This window comes from Polynucleobacter acidiphobus, from assembly GCF_003065385.1.
Taxonomy (GTDB): Bacteria; Pseudomonadota; Gammaproteobacteria; order Burkholderiales; family Burkholderiaceae; genus Polynucleobacter; species Polynucleobacter acidiphobus.
Map to the genome: position 1 here is coordinate 592,784 of NZ_CP023277.1, position 21,969 is coordinate 614,752.

A 21,969-nucleotide genomic window follows, 5' to 3' on the forward strand; every position below is an offset into this window, starting at 1 on the left:
CACCTAAATGGTGCAAAAGAGAGGATTATGATAATTGGCCACGCACGATTCTGGCCTTTTCTCGTTCCCAGTCGCGCTCTTTACTGGCTTCGCGCTTATCGTGCTGTTTCTTGCCGCGGGCAAGTCCAATTTCACATTTGACTCGACCTTTTGAGAAGTGCAAATTGAGTGGGACCAAGGTATAGCCCCGCTGCTCAACTTTACCAATTAGTTTCCGAATCTCGCTCTCATTTAAGAGGAGCTTGCGGGTTCGGGTGGGGTCAGCATGAATGTGAGTCGATATCGATGAGAGTGGGCTGATGTGAGAACCAATCAAATAAATCTCAGCATTTCGCACCACAACATATGCTTCTTTAATTTGCGCACGCCCAGCACGAATTGCCTTAACCTCCCACCCTTCGAGGACAAGGCCCGCTTCATAGCGTTCTTCAATAAAATAATCAAAGAACGCTTTTTTGTTATCAACGATACTCATGGTTTAGAGTTTTTATAGGTTCCACGGTTTCATTATGGCAGACGTCAATAAGACGGTTTTGATTGGTCAGTCCGCTGACCGCATGTACAGCCTAGTAACGGATGTTGCCCGCTATCCAGAGTTTTTACCCTGGTGCGGCGGTGTGGATATTTATGAGCAAACTGAGACGGTGCTCGATGCCAAAATCAAGATTCACTTTAAAGGAATTGAGCAATTCTTTCACACCCGGAACACCAATCATCGCCCTGATTCAATTGACATGCAATTTGTCGATGGTCCCTTTAAAAAGTTCACTGGCCAGTGGCGCTTCATTCCCTTGCGTGATGATGCGTGCAAGATTGAGTTCAATTTGCACTGGGAGTTCAAAAGTGCCATATTGGATAAGATTATTGGCCCGGTGTTTTCCTACATCGCCAGCACCTTTGTGGATTGTTTTGTAAAGCGTGCGGAGCAACTGTATGACCACTAAAACCCAGTCTATTGAAATACTCGTATGCGATGCGCGCCAGGATCCACCAGCGCTGCAGATTCATCATCTTCCTTTAAATGGTGTTCTAAAGCCTACGGTGGGGTGGGCGCTTCAAATCTTGGGCATTGCCAAAGATCAAGATGATCCAGTAATTAGCCGTAAGGGCTGCTATGGGGTATTTGGTAAGCGCAAGGATTGGAGTAGTCCGCTATATGCCGGCGACCGTTTGGAGCTCTATGCGCCATTACGTATTGATCCAAAATTAGCCAGACGAAAGAAGGCCAATCGTGATAAAGATAGCCTTTTAAAGGCCAAAGCCCTGCGCCGTCAAGCTGCAAAACCGAGACCTTAAAGGGCCCTCGACCCAGAACCTTTATAATCGGATTTTGCGACTAGGGGTTTTGCATGCGACTCATACAAAAAGCACTGACCTTTGATGACGTGCTCCTTGTGCCGGCCTATTCGGCCGTCCTTCCTCGTGACACCAGTTTGGTCACCCAATTAACGCGCGATATTACGATCAACATTCCCTTGGTATCGGCCGCGATGGATACGGTCACTGAGGGTAGGCTCGCGATCGCCATGGCAAGTGAGGGCGGTATTGGAATCATCCACAAAAATTTAAAGCCTGCCGAGCAGGCCAAAGAAGTGGCCAAAGTAAAACGCTTTGAGTCAGGGGTTCTGCGTGACCCCATCACCATTCCTCCAGAAATGACCGTCCGTCAGGTGATTGCTCTATCGAGGGAGCATGGTTTTTCAGGATTCCCCGTGCTTCAAGGAAAAACGGTGGTTGGCATCATTACCAATCGCGATCTTCGGTTCGAAGAAGATTTAGATGCAAGCGTGAAGACCAAGATGACCCCGCGTGAGCGCCTTATCACCGTGAAGGAGGGCGCCAGTCTTGAAGAGGCCAAGCGCTTGATGAGTAAGCATCGCTTAGAGCGCGTACTTGTTGTGAACGATGCCTTCGAGTTACGCGGCTTAGTAACCGTTAAGGATATTTTGAAGGCGACCGAGCATCCTAATGCTGCTAAAGATAGTGAAGGAAAGTTGCGCGTTGGCGCTGCCGTTGGTGTGGGTCCAGACAACGATGAACGTGTAGAGCTGCTGGTAAAGGCCGGCGTTGATGTCATTGTGGTCGACACCGCGCATGGCCATAGCCAAGGCGTTCTTGATCGCGTGAAATGGGTCAAGAAGCACTACCCTCAGGTTCAAGTGATTGGCGGCAATATTGCGACTGGCGATGCTGCAAAAGCACTCGCAGACCATGGCGCTGATGGTGTGAAAGTTGGCATTGGTCCAGGCTCGATTTGTACCACCCGCATCGTGGCAGGTGTCGGTGTTCCGCAAATCACCGCCGTGGTGAATGTTGCTAATGCGCTTAAGGGAAGCGGTATTCCATTAATTGCAGACGGAGGTGTGCGCTACTCAGGAGATGTTGCAAAAGCCCTTGCAGCGGGCGCCAATAGCGTCATGATGGGCGGCATGTTTGCTGGGACGGAAGAAGCCCCGGGTGAGGTCTTTTTATATCAAGGACGATCGTACAAGAGTTATCGTGGCATGGGTTCATTAGGCGCCATGGCCGATGGTGCTGCTGATCGTTACTTCCAAGAAGATATCAGCGCAGCGAATGCCGAGAAATTAGTCCCCGAGGGGATTGAGGGGCAGGTGCCTTACAAAGGAAGTGTCCTGAGTATCTTGCATCAACTGAGTGGTGGTATTCGTTCGTCGATGGGTTATTGTGGTTGCAAAACCATTGCGGAATTACATGAGAAGGCCAGTTTTGTGGAGATTACTTCTGCAGGCGTGCGTGAGTCGCATGTCCATGATGTGAAGATCACGAAGGAAGCCCCTAACTATCACGTTGACTAAGAGTCGCTTGGGCAAAACTGTGCACGATACGATTCTGATTCTGGATTTTGGTTCGCAAGTTACTCAATTGATTGCTCGCCGTGTGCGGGACTCAAAAGTCTATTCCGAGATCTGGCCGTATGACTCGGATCCGGAGCGAATCAAAACATTTATTCAAGAGCGTCGCTGCAAAGGAATCATTCTTTCGGGTGGACCAAGTTCGGTGACGGAGCCCAATAGCCCCAGGGCCCCTGAGATTGTTTTTCAACTGAATGTTCCAGTTCTAGGTATTTGTTACGGCATGCAAACGATGGCCACCCAACTGGGCGGTCAGGTTGCCTCGGCAGAGTCCTTGGGCAAAGCGCGTGAGTTTGGGTATGCCGAGGTACGCGCCCGTGGCCATACCGATTTGCTAAAGGATATTGAGGACCATCGCACCGCCGAGGGACATGGAATTCTCAAAGTGTGGATGAGTCACGGTGACTCGGTGACCGAGTTGCCACCCGGATTTAAATTAATGGCCTCGACGCCATCATGCCCGATTGCGGGAATGGCTAATGAAGAGAAGCATTTTTATGGTGTCCAATTTCATCCTGAGGTCACTCACACCTTAAAGGGCAAAGAGATCTTAAATCGTTTTGTACATGAAATTTGCCAATGCCGAGCTGACTGGGTAATGGGTGACTACATTGCGGAAGCAGTAGCCAAAATTAAGGAGCAAGTCGGTAATGATGAAGTCATTTTGGGATTATCGGGCGGTGTCGACTCCAGCGTGGCTGCAGCCCTTATTCATCGAGCGATTGGACCTCAGCTAACGTGCGTATTTGTCGATCATGGCTTGCTGCGCCTTCATGAAGGCAAGATGGTCATGGATATGTTTGCCCGGAACTTAGGGGTCAAAGTGATTCATGTGGACGCCGCTCATGAGTTCCTATCCCGATTAAAGGGTGTGACCGATCCCGAGCAAAAGCGCAAGATTATCGGTAAAGAGTTTGTTGAGGTATTTCAGAGCGAGTCTGGCAAGATCAAAAACGCGAAGTGGCTTGCACAGGGCACGATTTATCCGGATGTCATTGAGTCAGCAGGTAAGGGTAAAAATAGTGCCCATACCATCAAGAGCCATCACAATGTTGGTGGATTGCCTGAGGATATGCACCTCAAACTTCTTGAGCCATTACGAGAGTTATTTAAAGATGAAGTGCGAGCCTTGGGCGTTGAACTGGGCTTACCAAAAGAGATGGTCGATCGCCATCCCTTCCCAGGTCCAGGACTGGGCGTCCGAATTTTAGGAGAGGTCAAACCTGAGTTTGCCGATCTTTTGCGCAGAGCAGATGCCATCTTTATCGAAGAACTTCGTAATACGATTGATCCAAGCACCAAGCAATCCTGGTACGCATTGACGAGTCAGGCATTTGCAGTCTTTCTGCCCGTGAAATCGGTTGGGGTCATGGGCGATGGACGTACCTATGAATACGTCGTCGCACTGCGTGCAGTGCAAACCCAAGACTTCATGACTGCGCATTGGGCGCATCTGCCACACGAACTGCTAGGTAAGGTATCGAATCGCATCATTAATGAAGTGCGCGGTATCAATCGTGTGGTCTTTGATATCAGTGGTAAACCACCCTCCACAATCGAGTGGGAATAGCTATTTGTCTTTAGGAGTTTCTATGAACCCCCTACGTCGCCTTGTGATTAGTTCGGCTGCTTTAGCCCCTTTGGGGTGCGCAACCGCTACCTTTGACCGCGGAATTCCGGTAGCCGCTCCTAAAAAAATCCCCAGTGTGCGTTCACCCCAATTGGGCCAGGAGTGGACTTATCTGCAGTTCGATACATTCTCAAGTAAGTTACTCGATGTGGTGACCGAGCGTGTTGAGATTGTGGGGCCAGGAGTCACGATCTCCCGCAGCAATCGTGACGGCGCAAATCTTGCCAGTGAGATTCAATCTTCGTGGGGAATGATTGCAACCGATCCGCACTGGGGTCGTATTCAGAACTATAGCCCTCCAATTCCTCTTTGGCCTGAGCAAATGCAGGCCAATTGGAGTAAGCAATTCACAACACGCTATTCGATTGCAGGATATTCAGATAACTCCTTTGGTTGGCAGCAGTATATGTATTGTGCTGGATGGGAAAAGCTCAAGGTTCCAGCAGGAGAGTTCACCTGTTTGCGCTATCAGAACCTAATTAATTTTCAGAGTGATGATGCCAATAAGGTGGATTGCATTCGCCATGAAATCATTTGGTTTGCGCCAGAAATTGGCCGCTGGGTCGCACACGAATCCTCTGGTTCCTATCAGATCCAAGGCCAAATCGGCCCAGTGCTACTTGAGAACAGCACGGCTTGGCAACTACGCTCCTGGAAGTAGTCCAGATGCTATTTAGATACCTTTCTTGGCGAAGCGCAGCCACGGTTACGGCTAGTTTGTTATTGACCGCATGCCTGGGTTCCGTGTCGCATATTCCAAAGACTGAGATTGCACCCCCTCAATCAATCCCCATGGTTCGAGCACCAGCGGTTGGTCAGCAGTGGGTCTATGAGGTTCGCAATGTTTTTAATGGTGAGTTGGTTGATATTTTGACCGAGACAGTGGTCTCAGTGGGCCCCAAAGTACAGATTGCCAGAGAGGGTAAAAAACTAGGGAAGTTACCTGATGAGATTCAAGAGCCTTGGGGAATGATTTTGCAAGATCCCCACTGGACCCCGCCGCAACGGTTTACTATGGTTGTACGACTCTGGCCACAAGAAATGAAGCCTGGCTGGTCTGGGTTTTACCGGACCCGCTATCAAGTACTGGGAGTTCCAGACAATGATTTTTATTGGGGCCTAACCATTCAAGCAAATGCTTGGAATCGGATTAAAACGCAGGCCGGTGAGTTTGATGCTCTCTACTATGTGAGTACGGCGGATAATTTTGAGAGTGACGATTGGTTTAGATTGGCCAGTAATCGCCGCGATCGTGTTTGGTTCGTCCCACAAATTGGACGCTGGGTGGTGCGCGAGAGTTTTGGCGAGTACCTCTGGTTAGGTATGACCGGCTGGTCCCAATCCATCAAGGAGGACTATCTACGCTGGGAACTAATTTCTTGGAAGTAAGTCTGGTTTATGTATTCCGTTAAAGAGATCTTTGCAACCTTGCAAGGTGAGGGCGCACAGGCTGGGCGCGCCGCAGTATTTTGCCGATTTGCAGGTTGCAATCTGTGGTCTGGGCGCGAGGAGGATCGATCATCCGCCATTTGCCAGTTTTGTGACACGGATTTTGTCGGAACCGATGGCATCGGGGGTGGTAAGTTCGCTAGTCCCGAAGAGCTTGCGCAGGCCATTGAAAACGCCTGGATTGATACGATGCGAACCCGTCGTTATCGCTATGTAGTCATGACCGGGGGAGAGCCCTTGTTACAGCTCGACGAACCTTTAATCAAAGCCTTGCATGCCAAGCAGTTTGAGATCGCGATTGAATCGAATGGCACGATTGCGGTTCCCAAGGGGATTGACTGGGTTTGCTTAAGCCCTAAGGCTGGGGCTGAATTGGTTGTGAAGCAGGCCCATGAAATTAAGTTAGTCGTTCCGCAAGCGGGGCATCAGCCAATTGAATCGGTTTTGCAACGCTTTGAGGCCATGGACTTTCGCCACCGTTATATCCAAGCGATGGACGGGCCAAATCTAAGCGACAATATGGCCTTTGCGGTTCAACTGTGCCAAAAGCACCCACTATGGCGCTTAAGTGTGCAAACCCACAAAATGATTGGAATTCGGTAATGCAGCAACTCACGATTACACGCCGCCTCGAATTTGATGCGGGACATCGCATTCCCAATCATGGCGGGCAATGCCGCCACTTGCACGGTCATCGTTATGCAATTGAGTTAACCGTTCAAGGCCCTGTCCATGAAAGTCGCGGGCAGGCAGATGATGGCATGGTGATTGACTTTGGTGAAATTAAGCGTATTGCATTGACCCATTTGGTTGAGCCTTGGGATCATGCATTTTTGGTGGCCAAGCAAGATACTTTATTAGTTCAATTCTTGGAAAGCCTGCCTAACCATAAAACCGTGGTGTTAGATGATGTGCCAACGGTTGAGAACTTAGTCAAGTTTGCCTTTGATCGTCTGGCACCAATTTTTGCAGCCGAGACCCAAGGAAAACTTTCGCTCTTTAGTGTGCGGCTCTACGAGACCCCTAATTGCTGGGCTGATTATCCTGTTCGAGTGGCTTAAGGACTAATGGTATTGCCACAAGACGAATCCTTTATGCGTCTTGCCATTTTGCAAGCTCAAAAGGCAGCAGCATGTAACGAGGTTCCGGTGGGCGCGGTCCTGGTATTTGACGATCAGGTCATTGGTCAAGGTTACAACCAGCCAATTGGATTGCACGATCCCAGCGCTCATGCTGAGATGATGGCGATTCGGGAGGCGGCAAAATCCCTTCAGAACTACCGAATTCCACAATCAACCCTATATGTGACATTGGAACCCTGCGCAATGTGCTGTGGAGCTATTCTTCATGCTAGAGTCAAACGTGTGGTGTTTGGAGCAACTGATCCAAAAACTGGAATGGCTGGTAGCGTCGCCAACCTCTTTGACCTGAAAGCGATTAATCATCAAACTGACATTGAGGGTGGTGTTCTGGCGGATGAATGTGGCAACTTATTAAGAGAGTTTTTTAAACAACGACGTTCATGAAGATTCATTTAATTGCTCCGTCTGGCGCAAGCCCCGATATGCGTAGCCCAGAAGCTGGCTTGCGCTGGCTCAAAGAGCAGGGCGTTGTGGTGCATAACGCGGGCTGCACTGAGCGGGTGTTTGAGCGTTTTGCGGGGACCGATCACGAGCGATTAGCAGAGATGAATGCGATTCCCACAATTGATCCAAATGAGGTCGTCATGGCGGTTCGGGGTGGTTACGGCCTACATCGCCTGCTTGATGCAATTGCCTGGAAAGAAATTGCGATCTCAGTAAAGCAAGGTTTGCAGATTTGTGGACATAGTGATTTTACGGGATTTCATTTGGGACTGCTTGCTAAAACTGGGGCGATGAGTTTGGCTGGACCGATGCTGAATTATGATTTTGGACCGCTGAACGAGTATGGTGAGCCTCAGACCCCAAGTGCTTTCACCTGGCGCCACTTTCAAACTGCGATTCAGTCGCGCCGCATGAGTGTTGCGGTACCCGATCTTCAGCACTTTGCTGGCGAAGTCGATCTCTCCCAAAATATTCAGGGGATGCTGTGGGGCGGCAATCTCAGTATTCTGACTACGCTATTAGGAACTGCCTATTTTCCGAATGCGAAGCAGATTCAGGGTGGCATCTTATTCCTTGAAGATGTGAATGAGCATCCCTATCGCATTGAACGAATGCTCTTGCAACTGCATGAGGCTGGGGTACTTGCTAGTCAACAAGCCATTATTTTGGGACACTTTAATCAATATCGCTTATACGAAGTGGATCGTGGTTATCAATTAGACAGTGCGATTCGATACATTCGGGAGCGTTTGCCAAAGAAGATCCCAATTCTTACGGGCCTGCCATTTGGTCATGTGACCGATAAATTAACCTTACCTGTAGGTGCCCAAGTGAGCCTACAAGCAAGCTTAAAAGGATTTGTATTGGAAGGAAAATGGTAAAACGTGCATTGCAAGCAATTATCCCTAGCCTGATTTTTTTGGTATCCACACCACTCATGGCACTCGAAGAACCCAAATACACCGTGATCGAAAGTGCTGCTCCATTTGAGTTACGCCAATATGCGCCCATGATCATCGCTGAGGTCACTGTCGATGGGGATATGAGTGATGCGGGAAGCAAGGGGTTTCGCTTAATTGCTGGATATATTTTTGGTAAGAATCAAACCAAAGCCAATCGATCGGACGACGCCAAATCAAATGAAAAGATTGCAATGACCGTTCCAGTGACCATGGAGCCTGCCAGTGAGAAGATTGCCATGACCGCACCAGTCACGATGGAAAATCAAGCGGGTCCCAATCAATGGCGTATGTTCTTTGTCATGCCTAGTCAGTACACCTTAGCCACCTTACCAACACCGCTAAGCCCAGAGGTTAAGCTCAAGGAGATTCCGGCGCAGCGTAAAGCCGTGATTAGTTTTACTGGGTTTAACTCAGAAGAAAAGACCCAAGAGAAAACTGCGGAACTCAGGGCTTGGATGAAATCGAAGAATCTTACCCCATTGGGTGAGCCACAATTGGCACGTTACAACCCGCCTTGGAGTATTCCCTTTTTGCGACGCAATGAGGTTATGCTGGACTACTAGTTTCCAAGACAAAAGTTGCGCTAGTATCTTCACCCAAGACCCTTTGCAAAATCGGTAAGGTCCTTTCTAGGAAGGGCGCTAAGGTCCAAACTGGATTAATGACCCATACCCCGCTCGCTTGGAGTCGCCTCTCACCAAGCGAATGAGCGATACGCAGCTCGGCTCTTAACCATGGACGTTGAAATTCCTCAGATAAAGCACGTAAGCGTTTGATGAGTTGCTTGGACTCTGGGCGTTGTAAGACCGGATACCAAATGAGATACGTGCCAGTTGCAAATCGGTCTAAGGCCTCACGCACACTCTCTTCAACCGCTTGGTAATCGGTCTTGAGCTCATACGATGGATCCATTAGGATCAAGCCCCGCCGGCTTGGCGGTGGTAGCAAGGACTTTAAGAAGGCAAAACCATCCTGTTGGCGTATGTCAATCTGGGAGCGCTTGTCTAAGCTTGCAATATTGGTTTGCAAAATACCAGTATCACTTGGGTGAAGCTCAAATAGTCTGAGGCGATCTTGAGGGCGCAGGAGATGCGCCATGATAAATGGAGAACCGGGATACACATCCAGCACACCTTTGGGATTGAACTGACCAATTGCCTCTCGATACGGCCCGAAGTCGGGCTCATCAAACTCCTGGCTTGACCATAGACGATCGATTCCACCTTGGCATTCTTGGCTAATTGCCGCATAACCATCGCGCAGTGAATAGATACCTGCACCCGCATGGGTATCAATAAACATTACTGCCCCATCCTTTTCTTGCAGGTATTGAATGCTATGAATCAGTACCAAGTGTTTTATAACATCGGCATGATTACCCGCATGAAATGCGTGGCGGTAACTAAACATTGGATTGCGGTTTATTCTGGCGCATCACAAACGCCAGCAACGTGATGAGAACGAGTGCACTGCCGAGGTATTGCAAGACTTGGTTGTGCGGAAAATCCAAGACCGTGGTTTGTAAGATATAGAGCTCTAAGATTCCAGCGACGGCAATGATTCGAGGAATGAGGCTCGTTGGGGTGAGCTGTTGATTCTTCACATAACTGATGAGGCGACTGGCAATCAGGCCACACCAGATACCGAGGGCCGACCCCACCAAAATATCCCCGGGCCAATGAGCACCAACAGCACTACGTGAGATACCGGTTAGAGTGGCAATCACAAATAACACCAGTAATAAATTACGACGTGCCGGGGTGGTGGCAAAAAATATGGCGCTCGCTACCGAGAACACCGTGAGGGTATGACCAGAAGGGAGCGCATGTTGAAGTAAGGGGTTGCCCAAAATCGTAAAACTGTTCTCGGCTAGTACACCGGCGGGTCTGGGTAAATTAATCAAGGGTTTTAGAATGAGGCTGATGATGGCGGCAAAGCCGCCTGCAAGCAGAGCCGCACAGAGCTGCCGGGGGGCAATTAAGAGCAGGGGGAAGCACAAGGCAAACACTCCCCAGCCATTGCCTAAGAATGTAAACCATGCCCAAACCCAGTTTGGTAGGATTTGCGCTGCTTGATTCATCCACAAAAAGAGTTCAACTTCGTGCCCACTCAATACCAAAGCGAGCCAGAGGATGAGTGGCAGAAGTGGAACTGCCCAAGCACGACCCAGCGACATGGGCATCCTTATGACGCGCGGACGCGATCAGCCGCAGTAATTTGCACGGCCAACTGCTCCATCACCTGCGACACCGAAATGGATTTCATGCAAACATTATCCTGACAGGGTGTCTTGCGATGGTTAGCGGCACTGACGCACGGTGAGCAGGCGAGATTTGCGGTAATCGGAATGGAGTTACCGAGTGAGCCATATAGAGCCGGGGTCTCTGGTCCAAATAAGACGACCGTATGCAATGCAGTAACGGATGAGAAATGCCCAGGACCAGAATCATTGGTGACCATGGCATGTGCAAGCGAATAGAGGGCAGGGAGCTCAGAGAAGCGAACATGGCCCGCAAAATTAAGAGCACGTTTGACGTTGGCTGCTAGGCGTACACCCTCAACATAGGTGTGCTCCGCGGGCGACCCAGTAATCAGAATTAAATCTTCCGGATAGCGCTGATGAACTGCCATGATTAGTTCTGAAAAACGTTCAGGAGCCCAACGCCGCTGGGGTAATAAATCACTTGCGTTTGGATTGATCAAAATGATGCGTTGCTGACCTACTTTAAATGGAATGAGGGCTTGCTGAGCCAAATTCTCAATCCGGATTTGCAAGTTTTGTTTGACACTCGGATCGATGACCGCTTGGGCTAGCCGGATCTCATCATCAGCAATCGCAATTTTGCTAAATGGCAACTCTTCCTGCTCAGCAAAGGCTGCGTACACCAAGGAAATAAAATTCTTGGCAATATGAATATGGGGGTTGTAATGCACCTTGCGTGTGAGCATGGTGCCACGCCATAAACCTTCACCATGAAAAATATCGTATCCCACTCGCCGTCTTGCGCCGCATAAACCAGTTAATAGGGCGGTAAAGCGTGAGAAGAGTTCCAGGTCAATGACTGTATCGATACGATGAAAGCGGGCTTTGATCAAAAATCCCAAGGTATCGAGTGCTAATTTCCAAAGACTCGATGAGTCAATCGTAAAAATATGCTTGGGGTTCACGGTGTTGAGTAAACCCAAGCTTGCCGCATTGCTTTTAAAGATTAAGAAGTAAATCTCCGCGCCATTTGCTTGTGCTTTACGCATGGCAGGATCCACCAAAATTGCACTGCCCATCTCAGAGAGTTCAATGAAGAGGAGTCGCTTGGGCGGGCCTGGCTTTCTGAATGGTTTTGCAATCAAATCGAATAAAGCCACGATTGGACTGGCAAGTGCGCAAAGCGGTATACCCACCCAGTGATCAATGGTTCGCATTGCGTTAACGCTGATTGCCATTCTATTTTCCTAACAGTCGAAGACTGTATTTTATGCTGAGAGGGGCCTACTTCCGTTTGAGGAGTTGATAGGCGCCCGGAAGAACGCATAACAGGGTAATGGCGCCATAACTAATTGACCCTAAAACAGTCAATGATGGGCTCACGCCCCAGAGGGCCAACACTGATGCCAAGGTGGCCTCACGCAGACCCCAACCAGAAATACTAATGGGTAGCATTAATAGCAAACTCAAGGCTGGTAAACCGATCATAAGAGCTTCAGTGGGAACATCCGCTCCATAGGCTTTTAAACAGAACCCAAGCGCCAGAATATTAAAACAATGAATGCCTACGGCAAAAATAGCCTGCCCAATATTGGTTGGCCAAGCAAAGGCAAACCGAATTCCAGGTAAGGCATGATCCAAAGAAAAGCGTGTTAGTAGCGAACGAATCATGGTCATTAATGGTTGATAGGTCAGCGCAAAGGCTAATACAACGCCGCCCCCCAGCATCAGTGCCAAGACCCAATAGCCTAATTCAGTTCCCCAGGAGGCCAGGGTAGCCCCACCCAATACCAAACCAATCCCACCCAAAATGTTATTACCCATGAGGCCGACCACGCGATCCAAGAGGGTCATTGCAAAGCCTAGCCGTAATTTTGGGTTCTGCTTAGCAAGGTCATCAGCATGAGAAAGCTCTTTTGTAAGCTCTTGTTGTTGACTGAGCTGGCCGCTAGGAGTTAAGTGCGTACCGGCAATGGCTCGGTAACTATCACCACCTAAAGTGCTTGGTAAGCCCTGATTAATTAATCCCCCCGAGAAATACAGTCCAATGTATCCCATTAGACTCCCCTGGAACCCTGCTCGTCGCATGAACAATCCCCAACGCAGGCCACCGCATATAAAGGCGGCAGTGATGCACAGCGCACCAGCAATCAACCATTGGGCTTCTAGTTGCAACTCGGATTCAAAAAGGGTTTTCCAATCAATCCCACTCGTCGCTTTCCACAACAATGCAATCGATAGAACAATCCGAATCGTGGGCCAACTCTTCTTTAGTACGGTTTTCCATGAGGCGCTCATGGGCGTAAGGATAATGCCTCTCGTTGTGGGTTTGCCTTTCCACCCCAACCCTGACAGTAACTCAGTTCAAATTGGCTTAGTGCTTCACCCATATGCCCAATACTGAGTCGATCCAAGGGGCGGCAGGTCCGAAATTGACCTTCCCCCACCGGAGGCTTAAAGGACATTTGCGACCAATTGAGCAAAATAACATTCGATCCCTCGGGCAGTGACCCAAACCATAGATCAAATTGATCAAATCGATCATCCAATACAAAAACAGAGGTTGGTCTGGCATACCATGCGACTCGGCTTGCCAAGGTCCAGTTCTGGACTGCAATACCACTTGCCTTGAGTTCTTTCACTAAGAGATTAGCAAGCGTCGATGCGGAGCGCCAGCCGTATAAATCAGCTAGCGGATTTGATTTCATCTGATTAGCAATCGGATAGCCAGCAGTCATTACGAGTGTTAGTCCGACTGCAACCAGCGTCCCTTGTATGGCCAAAAATAAACTGATTAACCAATGCTTACCTTGCTCCCACCATAGTGCGAGACCAACACCCGCCAAGGGGGCTAAGCAAAACCATGCCGGTGTAGTCCAATGAGGCAAGCCGCCACCTCCGGATAATGCAGCAAACACTGTAAAGGGGAGGGCAAAGAAAATAAATAACACCACCAACTTCTTGGAAGATTGGGCTAATGACCAGCGCAGTACACTCCATGAGCCCAGCAAGGGCAGAAATCCAAAGACACCAATCTGAATTCCAATAAAGGCAGCCACTCGGCGCCATTTCCATTCACCACCGGCACCATGATCCATTTGATATCGAAATGAGATCCAGTCATGGGTGGCATTCCACAGAAGTACGGGACTAATGAGGAGCAGTGCAAACAGAATAGCAATATAAAACCCTGGCTCCCTTAAGGCGCTCCACCGTGGGACGCTCAAGCATGCGATGCAAAAGGCCAGTGCATATAAAACAGCTGTGTATTTACTTAGTCCAGCCAATCCAAACAACGCCCCTAATAAAATCCATTGGCTAAAACGATATTGCCCATCTTGCACAATCCACCGCAGGGCCATCCACACAATACCGAGGGCAAGGGGCGTTAATAGGGAGTCCGGAACCAATCCCACCGCAAGGACATGCGGTAGGGGAGCAAAAACAACCACAGTAACTGCAAACAATCCCGCACGTGAGAACGATTGTGTCTCTGATTGTGGGTGATAAAGATTCCATACTTGCTCGGCAATTTGATAGACCATTACGCAGGAAATGATCCACAGCACAATCGGGATGAGACGCAAAATACCATCAGGTGCATTGATCGCTACCAGTGGCCACTGTATCCACCCTACCAGTGGTGGATGATCAAAATAACTCCAGGCAAGACGATCCGCATAGAGGGCGTAATGCGCCTCATCAACCGATAGCTCGGTCGTAAAGCCCAATGCCAAATGAATAATTGTGCCGATCGCAACCAGAATAAATGCCCAAGCATAGGGTGTTTGCTTGGTAATTAGCGTCGACATAGAACGTCAGACTTTATTAGCTATGTAAAGTTGGTAAAGAGCGTGATAGCCATCCCGTGCCATGCCGTCATCGAGCATCAGTTGGTAGAGACGCTTCGCTTGCTCCAAGCCTGGCAAACGAAGCCCCATCTGCTCTGCAGACTCAATGGCTAAACCAATATCCTTCATAAAGTGCTCAGCCATGAATCCCGGGGCAAAGTCGCCTTTAATCATGCGCGGTCCTTGCACATTCAGTTGGGTACCGCCTGCCGCACCACTTCCAATGACTTTGAGGACCGCCGAGGCATCAAGCCCCGCCGCTTGGGCATAGCGAATGCCCTCACAGACCCCCATGATGGTGGAGGCAATCACAATCTGATTACAGAGTTTGGCATGCTGACCAGATCCAGCAGGACCCAGGAGCGCGATGTTATTGCCCATGCATTGCAAGATAGGTAAAGCGCATTCATAAGCGCTTGGAACACCACCGACCATGATTGAAAGACGCGCATCGCGTGCACCAATATCACCACCGGATACCGGTGCATCTAGAACAAAGACTTGACGCTCATCAGCGAGTTTTGCAATACGCACAGCCAATGCCGGACTTGAGGTGGTCATATCGATGGCAATGCAGTTTGGCTTTGCGCCAGCCAAAATACCATTTGTGCCTAGATAAACCTCCTCAACATCTTTGGGATAGCCAATAATAGTGATGACCACATCACATTGAGCAGCCAACTCTTTTGGGGAAGAATGCCAAATAGCACCTTGCTCAAGTAATGCCGCTGCTTTCTCGGGAGAGCGGTTAAAAAGGTGCAATGGATAGCCCGCCTTTAATAGGTGCGAAGCCATGCTCTTGCCCATAATGCCGGTGCCAATAAAGCCGATGGTAGGTAAGGATGTCACTGGAGAGTTCATCGGCCTATTTTAAAGGGGCTGGGGCCGAACAGGTTTGCGCTGGACCCCAAGCCAGATCAGGGCAAGGGCAATGATTGTGAGCGGAACAATTGATCCTAAATTAAGGAGGGTCCAGCCTTGCGTCGTGATTAGAACGCCGGAGCTCAATGCAGACAAAGCGGTGGCTAGAAACACAAAGAAATTAATGGCACCTTGAGCCTTATCACGCTCCGATGGGCGATAAGCCTCTAAGGCTAGGGTGGTACTACTCGTAAATAGAAAGTTCCAACCCACCCCCAGTAAAAATAGTGCAGTCAAAAAATGGAAAAAAGTAATGCCTGATAGAGCAATCATGACGCAGGCGATGTTGAGTACCACTCCCATTCGCAAGACCCACATCACGCCGATACGCTTAATGAGGGCGCCAGTAAAAAATCCAGGAGCAAACATGCCAATCACATGCCACTCAAGAACCCATGCGGTTTTATCAAAACTAAATTGACAGGCTTCCATCGCTAAGGGTGTTGCCGCCATGAGTAGGTTCATTACACCGTAGGCGAGTGCGGCAGTAAGAGTGCAAACAATAAATAAGGGCTGGCGCATGATTTCGGAGAGAGGGCGACCTGGCTCTTGGTTTGGATCCACGCGTTTTTCAGGAAAGTGAATCTGACTAATCACTGCAAATGCGATCACCGCAACACCAGCTAAGGTGATATAGGCACCCGCAAAGGGTTGCATGAACCAATCGCGTGTCCAGCTTGCCATATTGGGCCCTAAAACAGCACCTAAAATGCCTCCAGCCAACACCCATGAGATCGCTTTCTCTTTGGCTGTTTTATCCGCGAGCTCAGCGGCCGCAAACCGATAGAGTTGGGCATTAGCGTTATAAAACCCAGCAATCACCGTGCCAAAATTTAGTAGCCAAAATTGTTTCTCTAAGGTCGCAAAAGCACACAAGAGCGACGAGAATAGGGCCACGAGTAAGGCAATCTGAAAGGAGCGCTTTCGACCCAAGCGCTGTTGAACTTTAGCCACCAGGGTGGTTGCCATAGCACTGCCCACCACATAGGCCATGACCGGTAGAGTTGCCAACCAAGGCTCTGGTGCCAGAGCAAAACCCACTAAGCCATTAATGGCGATAAAGGTAACGTTATTGGTGAGATAAAGCCCTTGTGCCAGGGTCAGAAACCAGAGATTTTTATTCATTCTGCACAGTCATAAAAGCTCTACGATAATGCATTGCATGATGCGCAGGCATATTGGTCTAATCCCTCTGTACCTCTTCCTAGGCTATCTGTTACAAGGTTGCGCCGGGTTTAGTGCTGACTCTAGTCAGTCCAGCGCAGATAAGCTCGACCCCTTGGTGGCGCGTGACGATATTAAGAAGTTTTCAGCACAACCTGCGAATGAACCCCTACGTGGCTGGAGTTTTTATCGCTTGGCACCCTATAAGAAGAATACCGCTTATCGCCTTGAGAACTATCAGGGTCGAACGGTGCTCAGTGCGAATGCAAAAAAATCAGCATCCGGGTTAGCGGTGAAACTCAAACCCCGGCCATCGCAACATCTTTGGCTGGAGTGGGAATGGAAAGCCACTGGTACTTTAGATCAGGCTAATAATTTAGATCGGTATGCGGATGATGCACCACTCCGAATCTTGGTTGCATTTGATGGTGATCGATCAAAGTTAACTTTAAAAGACAAAATGGTCGGTGAGCTTGCTCAGATCATGAGTGGACAAGAAATGCCATACGCCACATTAATGTATATCTGGTCGCCCAATGGTCAGCTCAATCAAATCAAGCCTAATTCACATACGAATCGGATCAAGATGATTGCAGTCGATGCCGGTAAAGAAAATCTTGGTCAATGGCGCAAGCACAGTAGAGACCTAACCGCTGACTATGAAGCGGCTTATGGTTACGCGCCAGGGAATTTGATTGGTATTGCGCTGTTGACCGATACGGACAATACCAACGCAGAGACCAAAGCGTATTACGGCGATATTGAGCTGAAATATAAGAACTACAAGCCCAATTAACTACTAGCTTGGGAAATTTCTGCTAGTTCCCGTTATGATCAGCTTTAAAGGACATATTTCTTGCATTAAAACGCTTTAAGGAGACAAAATTGGCGGTTAGTACGGAACAGGTTCAGCAAGCCCTCAAAGGGGTAAAAGATCCAAATACCCAAATTGATTTTGTGAGCTCAAAATCAGTTCGTAATCTCAAAGTCAATGATGGAGATGTCTCCCTTGATATTGTTTTGGGTTATCCAGCCAAAAGCCAAATTGATCTGATTCGTCAATTGGTGGTCAGTGCGATTCGTGAGCTTCCAGGTATAAAAAATGTCAGCGTGGCGATTACCACCGATATCGTTGCGCACGCAGTGCAACGCGGCGTGAAGTTGCTGCCTGGGGTAAAAAATATTATTGCGGTCGCCAGCGGTAAGGGTGGCGTTGGAAAATCTACCACCGCAGTGAATCTCGCCTTGGCATTGGCTGCTGAGGGTGCCCAAGTTGGAATCTTGGATGCTGATATCTATGGCCCAAGTCAACCGATGATGCTGGGCATCACTGGGCGTCCCGAGTCGCTTGCTGAGAACACGATTGAACCAATGGAAGGGCATGGCTTGCAAGCAAGTTCAATTGGATTTCTGATTGAGCCCGATAACCCCATGGTTTGGCGAGGCCCTATGGTGACCTCGGCCTTAGAGCAACTGTTACGCCAAACACGTTGGCGCGATCTTGATTACCTGATTGTGGATATGCCACCAGGCACTGGTGATATTCAGTTAACACTCTCACAAAAAGTTCCGGTCACTGGATCCGTGATTGTCACCACACCTCAAGATATTGCATTACTTGACGCTCGCAAGGGCCTCAAAATGTTTGAGAAAGTGGGGATACCCATCATCGGCATTATTGAGAACATGAGCACGTATGTGTGTCCCAAGTGCAATCATGAGGAACATATATTTGGTGAGGGCGGTGGCAAGAAAATGTGCCAGGACTATGGCGTTGACTTCCTTGGGGCCCTCCCATTAAATCTCTCCATTCGTGAGCAGGCGGACTCGGGAAGACCAACCGTTGTGGCTGATCCCGATAGTGCAATCAGCGCGATTTATAAAGGAATTGCGCGTCAAGTCGCCATTCGAATTGCGAACCTGAGCAAAGACATGACCAGTAAGTTCCCCAGCATTGTGGTGCAAAAGACCTAACCGGGCACATACCATGCGGTTTGCCATCGTCATTCGAAAGCAAAAGATTGATAATCCATGGCAAAACTATCGTTGGCGCTTGCTTGAAGTTGTTCCTGATATTGGGCAGTTTGGTAGCGCTTTGGAACAGGCTGGTACAGAGATCAACCCTAAGGTGGTGGGGCGATTTCTGGAGCGGGACGATGATGGTGAGTCTTGGTTATTTGCAGGATTTGACTTCCAGTTCTTTCGGGATGAAGCTGAAGGCTACTATTTAAATTCCACCTCACCCGATCCATGTTGGTTTGTGATGTGGCGTCTTGAGACTGATTTCGAGTCTTATTTAGAGCCAAATTCAATTCCGATGGTAAGTAATGATGATGGGGCGGGGCTTGCAATACCTCATCGATTAATGTTGAGCTACAACGAGGCAGCCCGATTGATTGATGGGGGGGAGCAGGTCGATACAAGCCCACTGCAAGACGAGATGAAAGTATTCTTAGCCCAATACGTTGGGGAAAATTACAAACCAGAACCAAAAAAACGTGCGAAGCCAGCCTCCTTTAAAGGGGCCAATCGACCGGCGGAGCCTTAATGGCTGAGAACAATTTTTTATCTCGCTGGTCTCGAAAAAAAGCTGGGCTTGCAGAAGAGGCCGCTCCAGTGCCATCGACTGCTCCCATTATTAAAGCACCCGATGCACTATTAAAAGAAGTAAATGATGAAGTAAGTAATGAAGAAAAAAAAGAAACTTCTACCCCAGATCAGACGCAGCAGCCCCCAGCTCCAACCATTGAGGATGTTGAAAAAATCGATGTGAAATCACCTGATTTCTCGGCCTTTATGCGTCCCGATGTCGATCCTGTCGTGCAGCAGGCCGCCCTTAAGAAAATGTTCAGTGATCCACATTTTAATGTGATGGATGGTTTGGATATTTACATTGACGATTACTCAAAACCCGATCCAATTCCACTGGATATGCTCAAACGCATGCAGCAATCAGAGCTCTTGGGTATCTTCAAATCGACCGAGGAGCTCTATCCCGAGAGTAAGCAAGATGCCCTGGATCAAGCGAATGCGATTCAGACACCGGCTGAAGAACCTACGCAAATTGAGGAATCATCACAAGCGGCTCCCATGGTCACCAAAGACAGTGCCCAACCAATGGATATAGAATCAGAGTCATTAAAACCAAAAGTGGTTAATGAGAAACCGAGTGGAGAGAGACAAGCGAAACGCGATTTCGATTCATCAGAGTCTTAGCGTAAAGCTTTAAAACAAAATGAGTAAAAAATTAGTCTGCGATTGTAATCGCAGCATGCCGCTTGACCCAAAAGAAATGGGTATGCCCATTCATACATCCTTATGTCGCCAAGAGGTGGGACAGTTTTTGAATGCCTTAAATGAGTCCGAGCCCATTGTGGTCGCTTGTACCCAAGAGCGTGCTCTGTTCTCTGAGCTTGCAAGTCAGGTAGAAAAGCCACTGATTGCGCCTCTTAAGTTTGTCAACATTCGCGAGATGGCTGGTTGGTCTAGGGATGCGAAGGAGTCCCACCCAAAGATCAAAGCTTTACTTTCAGTAAGTGATTTGCCCGAGCCCGATGCGGTACCGATTGTTGACTATCACAGCGATGGACGTGTACTGATCATTGGACCGGGAGATCAAGCCATCTATTGGGCACAAAGGCTTGGCCAGTCATTAGAAGTGAGTGTCTTGTTAACGGAGGCTAGTACCTTGCCTACTGGGCGTAGCTACCCAGTATTTACTGGAAACATCACAAGTCTCGAGGGCTATCTGGGGCGCTTTATCGCCAAATGGGAGCTTAACAATCCAATTGATCCTGAGATGTGTACGCGGTGCGGAGCATGCGTTACCGTATGCCCTGAAAATGCGATCGATTTATCGTTTCAGATTGATTTGGATAAATGTAAGTCCCACCGTGCCTGTGTCAACGCGTGCGCTGGTATCGGTGCAATTAATTTTGAGCGAGCTGAACGTTCTCGTGAGGGTGAGTTTGATCTAATTCTTGATCTGCAAACGAATCCTAGTATTCAAATTAGTCAAAAACCTCAGGGATATTTTGCGCCTGGCCCAGACCGATTTGAGCAATCTTTGGCAGCCAGTCAATTGCTCGGAATGGTTGGTGAGTTTGAGAAGCCAAAATATTTTGTCTATACCGAAAAAATTTGTGCACATGGACGTAATGGCAAGGTCGGTTGCTCCGCATGTATTGATGTGTGTTCAACAAAAGCAATTCAGTCGGTGTTTAAGGATGGACAGGGTAAGGTAGAAGTCAATCCAAACCTCTGTATGGGATGCGGTGCTTGTGCGACGGTTTGTCCATCAGGTGCGATGCGTTATAACTTTCCAAGCGTCCCGTATCAGGGGCGGCAGATCAAAACACTGGCACAAACCTACTTGAACGGAATTGTTAGCTCAAAGCCTGGTCAGAATGCTCCAAGCTTATTGATTCATAGCCAGCAGGCTGGCACCACTCTTTTGGAGAATCTCGGGCGTGCCGCTCGCACAAAAGCGAAAGAAGTAATTGGGCTGCCTGCATTTGTGATTCCGTTTGCTGTTGAGCATATCGCCTCAACTGGAATTGATTTATGGGTTGGTGCAATGTCTTATGGTTTTGGTGAGGTCATATTGCTGCTGAGTGGTGACGAAGACCCTGGATACCGAAGTGCGCTTGCCGAGCAGGTCGACTTAGCGAATTCCATTTCTCAAGCATTAGGCTATGGCCAGCGTGTGCGCTGCATCATGGCCTCTTCAAGCTCAGACGTGGATACAGTCAATCAGGTCATGGCTGAATTGCTCACTCGCAAAGCCCAAAAATTGATGGCACCTCCAGCCAGCTTTGCGTTAGCGATGCAAAAGCGCGAGACCCTTGAAATGAGTTTGGAGCATTTATTGCAATTTGCTCCACAGGCTTTACCTGCCGAGGGTGTGCCATTGCCAGCGCACTCACCTTTGGGGGCAATTGCGGTGAATAAAGACGCGTGCACGCTTTGCATGTCCTGTGTGGGAGCATGCCCTGAGGGTGCTTTATTAGATAACCCCGATGAGCCACAGCTCTCGTTTATTGAGAAACAATGCGTGCAATGCGGACTTTGTGAACAAACCTGCCCTGAGAACGCAATCACTTTAAGCCCCCGTTTGAGTTCGATTGAACAGCGAAAGCAAAAGGTCTTGCTCAATAAAACCGAGCCATTCCATTGCATCAGCTGTGGCAAGGCATTTGGAACCCTGAAGATGGTTGAGCTGATGCTGGGTCGAATTGGCACCCATCACGCCTTCTCAGGTGAGGCCTTGAATCGCCTGAAAATGTGTAGTGATTGCCGGGTCGTGGATATGATGAAAAAAGAACTGTGAA

24 protein-coding genes are annotated in these 21,969 nt (G+C 48.9%); 16 read left to right on the top strand and 8 right to left on the bottom strand.

From position 1 onward, the window contains the following. Nucleotides 1-25 precede the first annotated feature (25 nt). The gene (smpB, locus tag AOC32_RS03145; protein ID WP_108508094.1) at nucleotides 26-475 is read right to left on the bottom strand and encodes an SsrA-binding protein SmpB; all 450 of its coding nucleotides are present in this window, start codon (nucleotides 473-475) and stop codon (nucleotides 26-28) included. A gap of 34 nt (nucleotides 476-509) precedes the next feature. On the opposite strand from smpB, the gene AOC32_RS03150 reads away from it, so the two are divergent. The 11 genes from AOC32_RS03150 to AOC32_RS03200 are packed head-to-tail and all read left to right on the top strand — an operon-like array spanning nucleotide 510 to nucleotide 9,063. Beyond that, nucleotides 510-944, top strand: coding sequence for a type II toxin-antitoxin system RatA family toxin (locus tag AOC32_RS03150; RefSeq protein WP_108508095.1), 435 nt, complete (start codon nucleotides 510-512; stop codon nucleotides 942-944). Beyond that, on the top strand, nucleotides 934-1,296 hold the full coding sequence (locus AOC32_RS03155) for an RnfH family protein (RefSeq protein ID WP_108508096.1): 363 nt from the start codon (nucleotides 934-936) through the stop codon (nucleotides 1,294-1,296). Before AOC32_RS03150 ends, AOC32_RS03155 begins: the two co-directional genes overlap by 11 nt. A gap of 53 nt (nucleotides 1,297-1,349) precedes the next feature. Further along, nucleotides 1,350-2,816, top strand: coding sequence for an IMP dehydrogenase (gene guaB, locus AOC32_RS03160; RefSeq protein WP_108508097.1), 1,467 nt, complete (start codon nucleotides 1,350-1,352; stop codon nucleotides 2,814-2,816). Nucleotides 2,817-2,835: 19 nt separating this feature from the next. Further along, complete coding sequence (gene guaA / locus AOC32_RS03165; RefSeq protein WP_108509316.1) at nucleotides 2,836-4,443, top strand: glutamine-hydrolyzing GMP synthase; 1,608 nt, start codon at nucleotides 2,836-2,838, stop codon at nucleotides 4,441-4,443. 22 nt (nucleotides 4,444-4,465) lie between these two features. Continuing rightward, the gene (locus AOC32_RS03170) at nucleotides 4,466-5,164 is read left to right on the top strand and encodes a hypothetical protein (protein WP_108508098.1); all 699 of its coding nucleotides are present in this window, start codon (nucleotides 4,466-4,468) and stop codon (nucleotides 5,162-5,164) included. Between the two features lie 5 nt (nucleotides 5,165-5,169). Beyond that, complete coding sequence (locus AOC32_RS03175) at nucleotides 5,170-5,892, top strand: hypothetical protein (protein ID WP_159074881.1); 723 nt, start codon at nucleotides 5,170-5,172, stop codon at nucleotides 5,890-5,892. 9 nt (nucleotides 5,893-5,901) lie between these two features. Beyond that, nucleotides 5,902-6,555: a 7-carboxy-7-deazaguanine synthase gene (queE, locus tag AOC32_RS03180; RefSeq protein WP_108508100.1), complete on the top strand. Its 654-nt coding sequence runs from the start codon at nucleotides 5,902-5,904 to the stop codon at nucleotides 6,553-6,555. After that, nucleotides 6,555-7,013, top strand: a complete 459-nt coding sequence (locus AOC32_RS03185; protein WP_234409794.1) for a 6-pyruvoyl trahydropterin synthase family protein — start codon at nucleotides 6,555-6,557, stop codon at nucleotides 7,011-7,013. Before queE ends, AOC32_RS03185 begins: the two co-directional genes overlap by 1 nt. Before the next feature lie 6 nt (nucleotides 7,014-7,019). Continuing rightward, nucleotides 7,020-7,478, top strand: coding sequence for a tRNA adenosine(34) deaminase TadA (gene tadA, locus AOC32_RS03190; RefSeq protein WP_199908521.1), 459 nt, complete (start codon nucleotides 7,020-7,022; stop codon nucleotides 7,476-7,478). Beyond that, nucleotides 7,475-8,419, top strand: a complete 945-nt coding sequence (locus AOC32_RS03195) for an LD-carboxypeptidase (protein ID WP_108508102.1) — start codon at nucleotides 7,475-7,477, stop codon at nucleotides 8,417-8,419. The genes tadA and AOC32_RS03195 overlap by 4 nt, the downstream gene beginning before the upstream one ends. Next, complete coding sequence (locus AOC32_RS03200) at nucleotides 8,413-9,063, top strand: SOUL family heme-binding protein (protein ID WP_234409795.1); 651 nt, start codon at nucleotides 8,413-8,415, stop codon at nucleotides 9,061-9,063. Before AOC32_RS03195 ends, AOC32_RS03200 begins: the two co-directional genes overlap by 7 nt. Here AOC32_RS03200 and AOC32_RS03205 read toward each other — a convergent pair. From AOC32_RS03205 to AOC32_RS03235, 7 genes are read right to left on the bottom strand one after another with little or no spacing between them, the layout of a single operon-like run. Then, entirely contained in the window at nucleotides 9,047-9,910 is an 864-nt protein-coding gene (locus AOC32_RS03205; protein ID WP_108508103.1) for a 23S rRNA (adenine(2030)-N(6))-methyltransferase RlmJ, read from the bottom strand. The genes AOC32_RS03200 and AOC32_RS03205 overlap by 17 nt on opposite strands. Beyond that, nucleotides 9,903-10,676, bottom strand: coding sequence for a phosphatase PAP2 family protein (locus tag AOC32_RS03210; RefSeq protein ID WP_159074882.1), 774 nt, complete (start codon nucleotides 10,674-10,676; stop codon nucleotides 9,903-9,905). Before AOC32_RS03210 ends, AOC32_RS03205 begins: the two co-directional genes overlap by 8 nt. An 8-nt stretch (nucleotides 10,677-10,684) precedes the next feature. Continuing rightward, complete coding sequence (locus tag AOC32_RS03215; RefSeq protein WP_199908522.1) at nucleotides 10,685-11,941, bottom strand: glycosyltransferase family 9 protein; 1,257 nt, start codon at nucleotides 11,939-11,941, stop codon at nucleotides 10,685-10,687. 46 nt (nucleotides 11,942-11,987) lie between these two features. Beyond that, nucleotides 11,988-13,001 carry a lysylphosphatidylglycerol synthase transmembrane domain-containing protein gene (locus tag AOC32_RS03220; protein ID WP_108508105.1) on the bottom strand — a complete coding sequence of 338 codons (1,014 nt, stop codon included), beginning with the start codon at nucleotides 12,999-13,001 and terminating at the stop codon, nucleotides 11,988-11,990. Further along, nucleotides 12,998-14,515 carry an ArnT family glycosyltransferase gene (locus tag AOC32_RS03225; protein WP_234409796.1) on the bottom strand — a complete coding sequence of 506 codons (1,518 nt, stop codon included), beginning with the start codon at nucleotides 14,513-14,515 and terminating at the stop codon, nucleotides 12,998-13,000. Before AOC32_RS03225 ends, AOC32_RS03220 begins: the two co-directional genes overlap by 4 nt. A 6-nt stretch (nucleotides 14,516-14,521) precedes the next feature. Next, nucleotides 14,522-15,415 (bottom strand): NAD(P)-dependent oxidoreductase, encoded by an 894-nt coding sequence (locus tag AOC32_RS03230; RefSeq protein ID WP_108508106.1) that lies wholly within the window; start codon nucleotides 15,413-15,415, stop codon nucleotides 14,522-14,524. Between the two features lie 9 nt (nucleotides 15,416-15,424). Next, complete coding sequence (locus tag AOC32_RS03235; protein WP_108508107.1) at nucleotides 15,425-16,600, bottom strand: MFS transporter; 1,176 nt, start codon at nucleotides 16,598-16,600, stop codon at nucleotides 15,425-15,427. Between the two features lie 37 nt (nucleotides 16,601-16,637). Here AOC32_RS03235 and AOC32_RS03240 point away from each other — a divergent pair, with 37 nt between their 5' ends. From AOC32_RS03240 to AOC32_RS03260, 5 genes are all read left to right on the top strand, one after another. Continuing rightward, a complete protein-coding gene (locus AOC32_RS03240) occupies nucleotides 16,638-17,435 on the top strand; it encodes a DUF3047 domain-containing protein (protein WP_108508108.1) in 798 nt (265 codons plus the stop codon). 89 nt (nucleotides 17,436-17,524) lie between these two features. Then, nucleotides 17,525-18,613 carry an iron-sulfur cluster carrier protein ApbC gene (gene apbC, locus AOC32_RS03245; protein ID WP_108508109.1) on the top strand — a complete coding sequence of 363 codons (1,089 nt, stop codon included), beginning with the start codon at nucleotides 17,525-17,527 and terminating at the stop codon, nucleotides 18,611-18,613. A 13-nt stretch (nucleotides 18,614-18,626) separates the two neighbouring features. Further along, entirely contained in the window at nucleotides 18,627-19,187 is a 561-nt protein-coding gene (locus AOC32_RS03250; RefSeq protein ID WP_108508110.1) for a DUF3305 domain-containing protein, read from the top strand. Then, nucleotides 19,187-19,855, top strand: coding sequence for a DUF3306 domain-containing protein (locus AOC32_RS03255; protein WP_108508111.1), 669 nt, complete (start codon nucleotides 19,187-19,189; stop codon nucleotides 19,853-19,855). Before AOC32_RS03250 ends, AOC32_RS03255 begins: the two co-directional genes overlap by 1 nt. A 55-nt stretch (nucleotides 19,856-19,910) precedes the next feature. Beyond that, nucleotides 19,911-21,968: a 4Fe-4S binding protein gene (locus AOC32_RS03260; protein WP_234409797.1), complete on the top strand. Its 2,058-nt coding sequence runs from the start codon at nucleotides 19,911-19,913 to the stop codon at nucleotides 21,966-21,968. The last annotated feature ends 1 nt before the right edge of the window (nucleotide 21,969 follow it).

Excerpts from the sequence above, each read along its gene's own strand:
- smpB (WP_108508094.1), bottom strand. The coding sequence starts at position 475 with ATGAGTATCGTTGATAACAAAAAAGCGTTCTTTGATTATTTTATTGAA.
- AOC32_RS03150 (WP_108508095.1), top strand. The coding sequence starts at position 510 with ATGGCAGACGTCAATAAGACGGTTTTGATTGGTCAGTCCGCTGACCGC.
- AOC32_RS03155 (WP_108508096.1), top strand. The coding sequence starts at position 934 with ATGACCACTAAAACCCAGTCTATTGAAATACTCGTATGCGATGCGCGC.
- guaB (WP_108508097.1), top strand. The coding sequence starts at position 1,350 with ATGCGACTCATACAAAAAGCACTGACCTTTGATGACGTGCTCCTTGTG.
- AOC32_RS03170 (WP_108508098.1), top strand. The coding sequence starts at position 4,466 with ATGAACCCCCTACGTCGCCTTGTGATTAGTTCGGCTGCTTTAGCCCCT.
- AOC32_RS03175 (WP_159074881.1), top strand. The coding sequence starts at position 5,170 with ATGCTATTTAGATACCTTTCTTGGCGAAGCGCAGCCACGGTTACGGCT.
- queE (WP_108508100.1), top strand. The coding sequence starts at position 5,902 with ATGTATTCCGTTAAAGAGATCTTTGCAACCTTGCAAGGTGAGGGCGCA.
- AOC32_RS03185 (WP_234409794.1), top strand. The coding sequence starts at position 6,555 with ATGCAGCAACTCACGATTACACGCCGCCTCGAATTTGATGCGGGACAT.
- tadA (WP_199908521.1), top strand. The coding sequence starts at position 7,020 with ATGGTATTGCCACAAGACGAATCCTTTATGCGTCTTGCCATTTTGCAA.
- AOC32_RS03195 (WP_108508102.1), top strand. The coding sequence starts at position 7,475 with ATGAAGATTCATTTAATTGCTCCGTCTGGCGCAAGCCCCGATATGCGT.
- AOC32_RS03200 (WP_234409795.1), top strand. The coding sequence starts at position 8,413 with ATGGTAAAACGTGCATTGCAAGCAATTATCCCTAGCCTGATTTTTTTG.
- AOC32_RS03205 (WP_108508103.1), bottom strand. The coding sequence starts at position 9,910 with ATGTTTAGTTACCGCCACGCATTTCATGCGGGTAATCATGCCGATGTT.
- AOC32_RS03210 (WP_159074882.1), bottom strand. The coding sequence starts at position 10,676 with ATGTCGCTGGGTCGTGCTTGGGCAGTTCCACTTCTGCCACTCATCCTC.
- AOC32_RS03215 (WP_199908522.1), bottom strand. The coding sequence starts at position 11,941 with ATGGCAATCAGCGTTAACGCAATGCGAACCATTGATCACTGGGTGGGT.
- AOC32_RS03220 (WP_108508105.1), bottom strand. The coding sequence starts at position 13,001 with ATGAGCGCCTCATGGAAAACCGTACTAAAGAAGAGTTGGCCCACGATT.
- AOC32_RS03225 (WP_234409796.1), bottom strand. The coding sequence starts at position 14,515 with ATGTCGACGCTAATTACCAAGCAAACACCCTATGCTTGGGCATTTATT.
- AOC32_RS03230 (WP_108508106.1), bottom strand. The coding sequence starts at position 15,415 with ATGAACTCTCCAGTGACATCCTTACCTACCATCGGCTTTATTGGCACC.
- AOC32_RS03235 (WP_108508107.1), bottom strand. The coding sequence starts at position 16,600 with ATGAATAAAAATCTCTGGTTTCTGACCCTGGCACAAGGGCTTTATCTC.
- AOC32_RS03240 (WP_108508108.1), top strand. The coding sequence starts at position 16,638 with ATGATGCGCAGGCATATTGGTCTAATCCCTCTGTACCTCTTCCTAGGC.
- AOC32_RS03250 (WP_108508110.1), top strand. The coding sequence starts at position 18,627 with ATGCGGTTTGCCATCGTCATTCGAAAGCAAAAGATTGATAATCCATGG.
- AOC32_RS03255 (WP_108508111.1), top strand. The coding sequence starts at position 19,187 with ATGGCTGAGAACAATTTTTTATCTCGCTGGTCTCGAAAAAAAGCTGGG.
- AOC32_RS03260 (WP_234409797.1), top strand. The coding sequence starts at position 19,911 with ATGCCGCTTGACCCAAAAGAAATGGGTATGCCCATTCATACATCCTTA.